Source organism: Peptoniphilus timonensis JC401, from assembly GCF_000312025.1.
Classification (GTDB): Bacteria; Bacillota; Clostridia; order Tissierellales; family Peptoniphilaceae; genus Peptoniphilus_A; species Peptoniphilus_A timonensis.
This window is the reverse complement of record NZ_HE978593.1, coordinates 390,130-400,396: the sequence shown is the minus strand read 5'-3', so window position 1 is coordinate 400,396 and position 10,267 is coordinate 390,130. Positions and strand designations below refer to the sequence as shown.

The 10,267-nt window shown below is 30.5% G+C and carries 11 protein-coding genes and 1 pseudogene; 5 read left to right on the top strand and 7 right to left on the bottom strand.

What is annotated here, in order from left to right; translation table 11 throughout:
- From HGPT_RS01960 to HGPT_RS01940, 5 genes are all read left to right on the top strand, one after another.
- On the top strand, window positions 1–1,209 hold a 1,209-nt coding region (locus HGPT_RS01960), incomplete at its 5' end, for an ABC transporter substrate-binding protein (protein ID WP_040542247.1).
- Entirely contained in the window at window positions 1,202–2,143 is a 942-nt protein-coding gene (locus HGPT_RS01955; protein WP_019138212.1) for an ABC transporter permease, read from the top strand. The genes HGPT_RS01960 and HGPT_RS01955, both read left to right, overlap by 8 nt.
- Before the next feature lies 1 nt (window position 2,144).
- Complete coding sequence (locus HGPT_RS01950) at window positions 2,145–2,960, top strand: ABC transporter permease (RefSeq protein WP_019138211.1); 816 nt, start codon at window positions 2,145–2,147, stop codon at window positions 2,958–2,960.
- Window positions 2,957–3,946: an ABC transporter ATP-binding protein gene (locus tag HGPT_RS01945; RefSeq protein WP_019138210.1), complete on the top strand. Its 990-nt coding sequence runs from the start codon at window positions 2,957–2,959 to the stop codon at window positions 3,944–3,946. Before HGPT_RS01950 ends, HGPT_RS01945 begins: the two co-directional genes overlap by 4 nt.
- A complete protein-coding gene (locus tag HGPT_RS01940) occupies window positions 3,924–4,703 on the top strand; it encodes an ABC transporter ATP-binding protein (protein ID WP_019138209.1) in 780 nt (259 codons plus the stop codon). The genes HGPT_RS01945 and HGPT_RS01940 overlap by 23 nt, the downstream gene beginning before the upstream one ends.
- Window positions 4,704–4,779: 76 nt before the next feature.
- On the opposite strand, the gene HGPT_RS01935 is transcribed toward HGPT_RS01940, so the two are convergent.
- From HGPT_RS01935 to HGPT_RS01905, 7 genes and pseudogenes are all read right to left on the bottom strand, one after another.
- Window positions 4,780–5,292, bottom strand: coding sequence for an acyl-CoA thioesterase (locus HGPT_RS01935; protein ID WP_245544078.1), 513 nt, complete (start codon window positions 5,290–5,292; stop codon window positions 4,780–4,782).
- Window positions 5,264–6,188: pseudogene (locus HGPT_RS01930) on the bottom strand (pseudouridine-5'-phosphate glycosidase). Before HGPT_RS01930 ends, HGPT_RS01935 begins: the two are co-directional and overlap by 29 nt.
- Window positions 6,178–7,047 (bottom strand): carbohydrate kinase family protein, encoded by an 870-nt coding sequence (locus HGPT_RS01925; RefSeq protein WP_245544077.1) that lies wholly within the window; start codon window positions 7,045–7,047, stop codon window positions 6,178–6,180. The pseudogene HGPT_RS01930 and the gene HGPT_RS01925 overlap by 11 nt, the downstream one beginning before the upstream one ends.
- A 265-nt stretch (window positions 7,048–7,312) precedes the next feature.
- Complete coding sequence (locus tag HGPT_RS01920; RefSeq protein WP_040542243.1) at window positions 7,313–7,915, bottom strand: thymidine kinase; 603 nt, start codon at window positions 7,913–7,915, stop codon at window positions 7,313–7,315.
- Window positions 7,916–7,920: 5 nt separating this feature from the next.
- Window positions 7,921–8,526 (bottom strand): peptidylprolyl isomerase, encoded by a 606-nt coding sequence (locus HGPT_RS01915; protein ID WP_019138205.1) that lies wholly within the window; start codon window positions 8,524–8,526, stop codon window positions 7,921–7,923.
- A 14-nt stretch (window positions 8,527–8,540) separates the two neighbouring features.
- Window positions 8,541–9,905 carry an MATE family efflux transporter gene (locus tag HGPT_RS01910; protein ID WP_019138204.1) on the bottom strand — a complete coding sequence of 455 codons (1,365 nt, stop codon included), beginning with the start codon at window positions 9,903–9,905 and terminating at the stop codon, window positions 8,541–8,543.
- 3 nt (window positions 9,906–9,908) lie between these two features.
- Window positions 9,909–10,267, bottom strand: a 359-nt coding sequence (locus HGPT_RS01905) for a M24 family metallopeptidase (RefSeq protein ID WP_019138203.1), incomplete at its 5' end; no start/stop codon positions are given.

Genomic DNA, 10,267 nt, shown 5'->3' with positions numbered 1-10,267 from the left:
GTTAGTTTCCACGATGGTAAAAAATTTAGCGCCGAAGATGTTTTATATACTTACGACGCTATGGCAGGTTTAACATCAAAGGAACCTCTATCAACAAAATTCTCAATCATCGATAAAATTGATGTAATTGATGAATATAATATTAGAGTTCATTTGAAAGAAAGACAAAATGGTTTTATCTATTTAACTTTAAGACCAATTGTGGAAAAAGATTATAAAGATAATGGAACAAAACCTATAGGAACTGGACCTTATATGTTTGAATCCTATACTCCAGGTGAAGGCCTTAAATTAAAGAAATTTGAAGATTATCACAAAAAAGATCATTTAGCTCACTTTGAAAATGTTGAAGTAATAAAAATTGCTGACAGACAAACTATGATTATGGCACTTCAAAGTGGCGACTTGGATTTAGCTGATCGTATTTCTTCTGAAGAAGCTGATCAGCTTGAAGATGCTTGTACAATTGAAAGATTTCCACAAAATTTAGTTCAAGTAATGGGTTTAAACAATGATTTTAAGCCTTTCCAAGACAAAAATATAAGACTAGCACTTAATTATGCAATTGACAGAGATGAAATAATTAAAAATGCTGCAGAAGGAAATGCAACAAAACTATTCTCTTCTTTTTCTCCAGCATTAAAAGATTATTTTGAAGATCTTGGCGAATATTATCCACATGATGCTGAAAAAGCTAAGGCTCTATTAAAAGAAGCAGGTTATGAAAATGGACTTAAATTCAAGATGACTGTTCCTAGTGACTATAAATATCACATGAATACAGCAGAACTTATTCAGGCACAACTTCATAATGTAGGAGTTGAAGTTACAATAGACCCAATAGAATTTTCAACTTGGCTTACTAAAGTTTATAAGGATAGAGATTATGAAGCAACAGTTGTTGGATTCATTGGCTATCTTGATCCAATCCAAATTTTAGGAAGATATACTTCAGAAAATGAAAAGAACTATATTAACTTCAAATCAGATGCCTTTGATAAAGCTATAGCAAATGCAGAAAAAGCTTCTACAAAAGAAGAAGGCATAACAAATATTAAAGAAGCTCAAAGAATTCTTGCAGAAGAAGCAGCTTCAGTATTTATTGCTGACCCAGATAACAATCAAGCACTAAGAAAAGGACTAACTGGTCTTAACCAATACCCTATTCAAAAATTAAACCTTGAGGATGTAAAATTAGAAAATGAGTAAAATTTTATTTAAAAAGCTTATATCCCTTTTTCTTACATTATTTTTTGTAAGTCTAATAATTTTCTTTGTATTTCAGGTTTTACCTGGCAATCCAGCAGAGATAATTTTAGGAACAGAAGCGGATGAAGCTCAAGTTCTAGCTCTTGAAAAAGAGCTGGGACTTGATAAACCTATTTTAGTAAGATATGCAAATTGGATTAAGGATATATTAAAATTTAATATGGGTACTTCTTTAAAATATCAAGTTCCTGTAAAGGATCTTTTTTTTAAAAAACTTCCCGTAACTTTATATTTAACATTTTTTTCCCTATTCTTATCACTTATAATTGCAATTCCACTTTCAATACAAATAACTGCAAAATCTGATAAATGGTATGCATCAATTATTACAGCCATAACCCAACTTGGAATTTCAATTCCGTCTTTTTGGCTTGCCTTTCTTCTTATTTATGTATTTGCAGTTAAACTGGGTTGGTTCAATACCCTTTCTTATAATGCAATGAGTGGGAATTTTTCCCAAAAATTATATAAATTTTTCCTTCCATCATTAGCTATAGCTATACCAAACATTGCAACTATTATTAGATATATGCAATCAGCAATTCTAGATGAGATAAACAAAGATTATGTAAGAACTGCTAGGATGAAGGGACTTTTGCTAAAGGATATTTTATATAAACATGTATTGAGAAATGCACTTATCCCAGTTATAACAATAATTGGCATTAGCATTACATCAAGTGTTGGAGGAAGCCTGATAGTAGAAAATGTTTTTTCTCTACCTGGTATAGGATCTTTAATTGTTCAATCAATTTCTTCTAGAGATTTCCCTCTAATTCAATCAGTTGTTTTTGCTGTTGCTTTTATGGTTATAATCATAAATCTAATTGTGGATATTCTTTACAGAATAGTTGATCCAAGGATAAGGGGTTAATATGATAAGAGAAAATAAACTTTCAATAAAAATAGGAAAAATAATTTTATTAGTATATCTTTTAGTTTTTGTGATCTCAATTTTCTGGACTCCCTATGATCCCAATGAAATTGTGACAAATGATAAATTTCTTGCTCCTTCCCTAGCACATCTTTTTGGCACAGACAATATGGGAAGAGATATTTTATCTAGAATTATGGAAGGAACAAAAATTACAGTTTTACTTTCTTTTGGAACAGTGTTTTTTGCCCTAATATTTGGATCTATTATTGGTGGATCTGCTGGATATTTTGGGGGAAATGTTGATGAAGTCTTAATGAGATTTATAGATTCTCTTATGGCATTTCCTGGTATATTATTTGCAATGATGCTAGTTTTTGTATTTGGTGCAGGAATTATGAACACAATAATAGCAATTGGTACTATGTCAATTCCTTATTTTGCAAGAGTCGTGCGAAGTGGTTTTTTACAAGTTAAAGAAGCTGTTTTTGTAAAATCAGCTATAGTAAAAGGTGCGAGTCCCTTTTATATAGCAAAAAATCATATTTTTCCAAATATAAAAAATCAACTCATGGTTGCAATTATTTTATCAATATCTGCTGCAATTTTATCTGAGGCTGGACTTTCCTATTTAGGACTTGGAGTTCGCCCACCTCACCCATCTTGGGGCAGAATGCTAAAAGAATCTCAATCATATTTTTCACAAGCACCTTGGTATTTTATATTTTCTGGAGTTAATCTTTCTCTTTTAGTACTAGGTTTTACATTATTTGGAGAAAACTTTAGAAACAAAAGACTTAAGGAGAAAAAAGGATGAACAAATTATTAGAAGTAAAAGATCTTACAGTTGCTTTTAAATTAAATGGAGAATTAAAAAATGCTGTAAACCACATTAGTTTTGACCTCTATGAAAAAGATTTTGTAGGTTTAGTTGGAGAAAGTGGTTGTGGAAAAACTGTTGCAACTCAAACTGTTTTAGGAATTCAAAGTTTAGATGCCCACATAGTTTCTGGATCATGTAAATTAAAGGATAAAGAAGTTTTACACATTTCTGAAGAAGAATGGCAAAAATATAGAGCAAGATCTATTTCAACAATTTTTCAAGAACCAGGATCAGCTCTTAATCCTCTACAAAAAGTTGGAAAACAAATAGAAGAAGTTCTTCAAATCCATTATGATTTTCCAAAAGAAAAAAACAAAAAACTAGTTTTAGAAACTATGGAAAAGTGTGGATTAAGAGATGCTGAGACAGTTTATAACAAATATCCTCATGAATTATCTGGAGGAATGCAACAAAGAATTGTAATAGCAATGAGTTTAATTGCTAATCCTTATGTTTTAATAGCTGATGAACCAACTACAGCTCTTGATGCCAATATTGGAAAACAAATAATCGAACTATTTAAAGATATTAGCAAGCTTTATAATGGAGCAATTCTTTTTATTTCTCACGATTTAAATTTAATAGAGAGAATTTCAAAGAGAGTTTTAGTTATGTATGCTGGAAGAATTGTAGAATCAGCATCGACTGAAGAACTTATTAAAAATCCAATGCATCCCTATACTAAGGCACTTATTAAGGCCGTTCCTTCTTATAAAAAGAGAGGCGAAAAACTCTATAACATTAGAGGTAAAGTTCCTGCTCTAAAAAATAGAAGTAACTATGGATGTCCTTTTTGGGATAGGTGCGATCACACAATGGATATTTGTAAAAATAAATTTCCAGAAACTAAAGATTTTAATGGACACAAAGTAAATTGTCATTTATTTGGAGATGAAAATGGAAGAGATATTAAAAGTTGAAAATATTGGAAAAATCTATAAATCTTCTTCACTAATTTTTAGAAAAAAAGAAAATGTTGCTCTTAAAAATATAAATTTCTCTATTAATAAGGGTGAAATATTTGGGCTTGTTGGAGAAAGTGGTTCTGGTAAAACTACACTGGCTAATATTATTTTAAGACTTGTCAAAGAAAATGATGGCAAAATTTATTTTAAAGGCAAAGATATTTCAAAATTTTCAAAGGAAGAACTTTTTAATTACAGAAGAGAACTTCAAGTAGTTTTCCAAAATCCCTACTCTGCCTTAAATCCAAAAAAGACAATTGGATTTTCGCTAAAGGAAATTTTAAATATTCACAATAATTATAGTGAAGAAGAAAAAAATGAAAAAGTTTTAAAAGTATTAAAAGACATTGAGTTAGAAGAAGATATTTTAAATCAATATCCAAGTAGTCTATCTGGTGGACAAAAACAAAGAATTGCTATAGGTCAGGCACTTATAATTGATCCTGAATTTTTAATAATTGATGAAGGTGTTTCTGCACTTGATGTAAGTATTCAAGCACAAATTTTAAATCTAATAAAATCGTTACAAGAGGAGTATAATTTTACTTGTCTATTTATTTCTCATGATTTAAATGTTATTTCATACTTATGTGACAGAATAGCGGTCCTTTTTAAGGGTGAATTAGTTGATTTATTTAAGACCGAAGATTTAAAAGATCCTAATAGAAATGAATATACAAAAAGACTTTTTTCATCTATAAAATTAGATTAATATCAAAAAAATAAGTATATAAAAAGAACTGACCACAAAATTGGATTTAAACCAATTGAGTGAAGTCAGTTCTTTTTTATTTTAGAAATTCTTTTAATTCATTATTATTTTTTTGTCGAATTTTATTAATTTGTCGTCTGTTTTCGTATCCTTCAATTATTTTTTTCTCTTCAAGACTTTCTCCAATAATAGCTGGAATTTTTCCTGCTTCAGTTCCCTTACATTTAAAAGTTAAAAAACAAAAGGCAGCCACTTCATTCTCACCTGTCATTGGTGCTTCTTTTGTAAATTTTGTAAAAACTTCAACAGAAGTATTACCTACCCCTGATATAAAAGTTTCTGCAGTTAAAAAATCTCCTTCATTAATTGGTTTTAAAAAAGTGAGTGTATCACAAGAAATTGTGGCAACTCTTCCCCTAGTGTGTCTTATTGCACAAGTTCCAGAGTTGTGATCTGCAATCTCAAATAACCTTGGTCCATAAAGTGTGCCCCCAGTATTTAAATCTGTTGGCATGACACCATAAGTGAAAATTACTTTTGATTCAGAAACTTTTTTTGAATTAGTATAGGAATTTTGCAACTTCAGCACCTAATTTCGCATTATTTTTAACAAGAGCAATATTTGCTTCAAGAGATTTTCCTTCTGTTACTTCAAGCACTTTTGAAAGTAAGAAAGGAGTAGTTTCTTTTCCATGAATCCCCTTTTCTTCTGCTTCTTTTAAAGCTTCCTCTATTGCTTTATTAATTTTTTCTTCGTCCATTGAATCTTTTTCTGGAATAGGATTTGTAAGAAGAATTCCTCCAGTCAAACCAAGATCCCATTGAGTTTTTGCTGCTTCTGCTGCTTCTTTAGGATTTTTAATATTATAATCAACTTTAAATTCACTTTTTCTTGTAAAGAATGCTGGCATAGAATCAGTTTGATATCCAAACACTGGAACTCCCTTAGTTTCAAGATATTCAAGAGTAAGACCAATATCTAAAATTGATTTGCAACCAGCACAAACTATCATAATATCATTTGATGCAAGTTCTTCAAGGTCTCTTGAAATATCAAAAGTTGTTTCAGCATGTCTGTGAACTCCACCAAGTCCACCTGTGACAAAAATTTTAATCCCTGCAAGTCTTGATGCAATAATTGTTGATGCAACTGTTGTAGCTCCATTAAGTCCTCTGGAAACAATATAAGCAAAATCTCTTCTTGATGCTTTAATAATATCTTTTGAAGTTGCCATAAATTCTAACTCTTCTTCATTTAGTCCAATCTTAATTTTTCCACCGATTATAGCAGTTGTTGCTGGTACAGCACCATTTTTTTCTAATTATTTCTTCACAAGCTTTAGCAGTTTCTATATTTTGTGGATAAGGCATTCCATGAGAAATTATTGTTGATTCAAGAGCAACAACAGCTTTGCCTTCTTCCATTGCTTTTTTAACTTCATCACTGTATTCTACATATTTTTTTAACATTTCATTATTTATCATAAATTTCTCCTTTTAAATTATTTTCATTCATTTCCTTTGAACAAGAATTTACACTTTTTAGGGTGATCCTAGCAGCAGCTTCCGCTGAAGACATACGTTTTTCGACATCAAAATCATTATAAAGTCCATAGGCATAACCTGACATAAAGGCATCACCAGCACCACTGGCACTGACAACTTTAACTTCCTTGGCCCTTCTAAAAATTTTAAAATCTTTTTCAAAATAATAAGAACCTTTATTTCCTGCTGTTATAACAAGACTTTTTAAACCCTTATTTATTAAATCTGCTCCAAGTTTTTCAACGTCATCTGTATTTAAATCTGATAAAGCCTGTGCTTCATAAATATTTACTTTTAAAAAATAAATTTTTTCTAAAAGATTTTTTATTTTTATAACTTTTTTTGTAGAAACACCATCTACTAAAAATTTAGCTTTTACATTTTTTAGGACATAATCTAGAGTTTTCTCTTCTAAATTTGTATCCATTATTGTAAATTCTGAATTTTCAATTATCTTTCTATTTTTTTCAACATAATTTTCGTCAATATTTTTTATTAGATCCATATCAGAAATTGCAACATACATATCTCTCGTTTCGTCTAATATAGCAAGATAGTGTGGAGTTATTCCTTCACTTATTAAAATTTTTGAGCTATCTACATTAATCCTATCAAGTTCACTTAAAATATTTTTACCAGCATCGTCTTTTCCTACAACTGATAAAAGACTGGTATTTATACCAAGCCTTGCTAAATTTTCGCAAATATTTCTAGCAACTCCTCCACTAGAATATTCAATACTACCTGGGTTAGAATCTCTTTCTTTTAAATTGTCAAAACAAGATCCTGTTATATCCATATTGCAGCCACCTAATATTGCAACATAACTGTCTTCTCTTAAAATATAACCTCTTCCCAAGATGTGACCTGAGCTCATCAAATTATTTATATGAGTGGAAACTCCAGACCTTGTAATATTTAACTCATCAGCTATCTCTTGCTGTGACTATTTTTTGGGTTTTTCTTTAGTAGATTTATTATCTCTTTTTCCCTTGGAGTCAAAAAAAATCACCTCTAATCATTTACTTAAATTGTAATCAAATGATTAGAGGTTGTCAATAGTCTTATAAAAATTTTTCTTGATTTTCTTTTAATTTATCTTCAGCTCTTGCTTCTCTATAACAATTTCGACAAAGTGGTTCGTATTCTTCTACTGCTCCAAGTTCTACTCTTTTGTCGCTCTTTATTTTTCTATGAGATACCCAAGCATCAGTACCACATCTCTTGCAAACTGCATGATGTTTATTTAAATAATCAACCTTAGGCATTATTTCTTTTACAATTTCAAAAGGCTGACCCATATAGTCCATATCTAAGCCTGCGAGGACTATAGTTATTCCCATCTCAAGAATTTTCTCCAAATTTTCCAATACAATTTCTGGAGAATCGCATAAAAATTGCACTTCATCTATGCCAATAACTTGTGGAGAATTCTTTTTTGCATAGTCTAAAATTTCTGTAATTGATTCAATTTCAAGCGCTTCAAGACTCACCTTATCGTGAGTAACTATTTCATTTTTTGCATATCTCTTGTCTACAAGGGGCTTAAAGGCAACTACCTTATAATTTGCAATTGAAAATCTTTTTAAATCTTTCTCAAGAGAGCTAGTCTTACCTGAAAACATTGAACCAGTGTGTAAAATCATTCTTCCTCTATATTGATGCATTATTTTTATCCCTTATATTCTTCAACAAGAGCTTCTTCTATTACAATATCGTTAACAGGTTTATCCATAAATCCTACTCTTGTCTTTGCAATATCATCTACTACATCCATGCCTTCAAAAACTTGTCCAAAAACAGTATGCTTTCCATCTAGCCAAAATGCTCCGCCAAACTCTTCATAAGCATCTACTATTTCTTTTGGATAACCATTTTCTTCTCCTGCATCTTTCATTTGATCAATTAAATCAGGAGAAATTTTATCTCCTTGGACTATAAAGAATTGTGAACCATTAGTATTTGGTCCAGCATTTGCCATAGAAAGTGCTCCTCTAAAATTTCTAAAATTTAAATTAAATTCATCTTTAAAAGCTTTTTTCCACTTACTTTCGCCGCCACGACCAGTTCCACTTGGGTCACCGCCTTGGATCATAAAGTTTTCTATAACTCTATGAAAAATAATTCCATCGTAATATTTATCTTCTATAAGTGAAATGAAGTTTTCAACAGCAAGTGGTGCTGCTTCTTCAAATAATCTAATTTTTATATCACCTTTATTAGTTTTAAGTACTGCAATTTTTTCACCAAGTGCAGGTTTTTCAAATTGTTTTAACATTTATTTGTCTCCTTTCATACGTAACTTCTCATATTAATTCTAAAGCCATCTGTCTTTTTACGCAAATAATAATAAGCTATAGTTAAAAATATTCCCTTTAATACAGATGATAAGCTCATTGCCATCCATACTCCATTTACATCAAAAATTGGCATTAAAATAAGTGCCATAGGTAATCTTGAAATATTTAATATCATAGCATTTAAAGCTGGATATTTTGTAAGTCCAAGACCATTTAACATACCTGTTGTTCCTATCTCAAGTGTCATAAAATATTCTGAAATAGATACAATTTTTAAATAATCTATTCCCTTTAATATTGCCATAGGATCCCCTGGAATAAATAGTGTAAATAATTTTTCTGCAAAGAAAAATAATAGCAAGCTAGAAAAAATTCCAATTATATTTACTATTTTCATAGCTTCTTTCCTTCCATCACGAAGCCTATCAAAATTCTTTGCACCAAAATTTTGTCCAAAGAAAGCAGAAAATGCAACAGAAAATCCATCAGTTGTCATCCAAGATATTGATTCTATCTGAGAACCAATAGAATAAACTGCTACATAAATTGCTCCATAACTTGCCGTATACCTATTTAAAATCATACTAACCATTGCATGAATCATAGATTGTAAACATGCAGGTAAACCCAAATTTAAAATAGATTTAAAATGTGATATTTCTGGAATTTTGAAATAATTAGTTCTTACAAAAATTTCTCTATTTTGAATTCCCACATAGAGATACAAAAAACTTGCTATCATTTGTGCGAGAACAGTAGCTAAAGCAGCTCCCTTTATTCCAAGATTTGGAAAAAAGAAAATTCCAAAGATTAGAAAAGGGTCCAAAATTAAATTTATTAAAAGAGAAATTATTGAAATTTTAAAAGGTGTAATAGAATTTCCCTTAGCAAAAAAAGCAGCTGACATAATTGGATTTAAAAATGTAAATATAAGTCCGCAGCTTACTATTAAGAGATAATCAGTTGCCATTGTGTGGACAGATTCTTCAAGCTTATAAAATCCAATAATTTTATATCTCATACTTATATATATAAGCATTAAACTTATACACAAGATTAAATTTAAAATAAAACCAGCTATCCAAACTTTTTTTGAAGTATCTTCATCATTTCTTCCATAAGATTGTGAAAGTCCAACAGAAACTCCAGTCTTAGCTACAAGAGTTATAGCTTGTGCTATCCATACCAAAAAAGAACAAGCTCCCACAGCAGCAACTGCATTAGTAGAAAGCCTTCCTAACCACATCAGATCCACTAGGGAATATGCCATTTGAACAAAGGCAGTTCCCATTAAAGGCAGAGCCATTTTTAATAGAGCAGAAAAAATATTGCCCTTTAATAAATTGACTTCCCTCATTTATCAACAATCGCCTTGATCAGTGATTATTATTGGTCCATCTTTTGTAATAGCTATTTGATGTTCATATTGCGCAGAAAGAGAACCATCTTTTGTCCTCGCTGTCCAACCATTATCATCTATAGTAAGTTCTTTTTTACCCATATTTATCATTGGTTCTATAGTAAATACCATTCCTTCTTGAATTCTAAGACCACGACCTGCCTTTCCATAATGAAGGACTTGTGGATCTTCATGCATTTCTTGACCAATACCATGTCCAACAAATTCTCTTACTACAGAATATCCATTATCTTCTGCATGTTTTTGAACAGCAGCAGCAATATCTCCAAGTCTATTTCCTATAACAGCCTTTTCAATTC

Coding starts and splice junctions, on each gene's coding strand:
- HGPT_RS01945 (WP_019138210.1), top strand. CDS start 2,957: ATGAACAAATTATTAGAAGTAAAAGATCTTACAGTTGCTTTTAAATTA.
- HGPT_RS01950 (WP_019138211.1), top strand. CDS start 2,145: ATGATAAGAGAAAATAAACTTTCAATAAAAATAGGAAAAATAATTTTA.
- HGPT_RS01920 (WP_040542243.1), bottom strand. CDS start 7,915: ATGCATCAATATAGAGGAAGAATGATTTTACACACTGGTTCAATGTTT.
- HGPT_RS01925 (WP_245544077.1), bottom strand. CDS start 7,047: ATGGATATAACAGGATCTTGTTTTGACAATTTAAAAGAAAGAGATTCT.
- HGPT_RS01915 (WP_019138205.1), bottom strand. CDS start 8,526: ATGTTAAAACAATTTGAAAAACCTGCACTTGGTGAAAAAATTGCAGTA.
- HGPT_RS01910 (WP_019138204.1), bottom strand. CDS start 9,905: ATGAGGGAAGTCAATTTATTAAAGGGCAATATTTTTTCTGCTCTATTA.
- HGPT_RS01955 (WP_019138212.1), top strand. CDS start 1,202: ATGAGTAAAATTTTATTTAAAAAGCTTATATCCCTTTTTCTTACATTA.
- HGPT_RS01940 (WP_019138209.1), top strand. CDS start 3,924: ATGGAAGAGATATTAAAAGTTGAAAATATTGGAAAAATCTATAAATCT.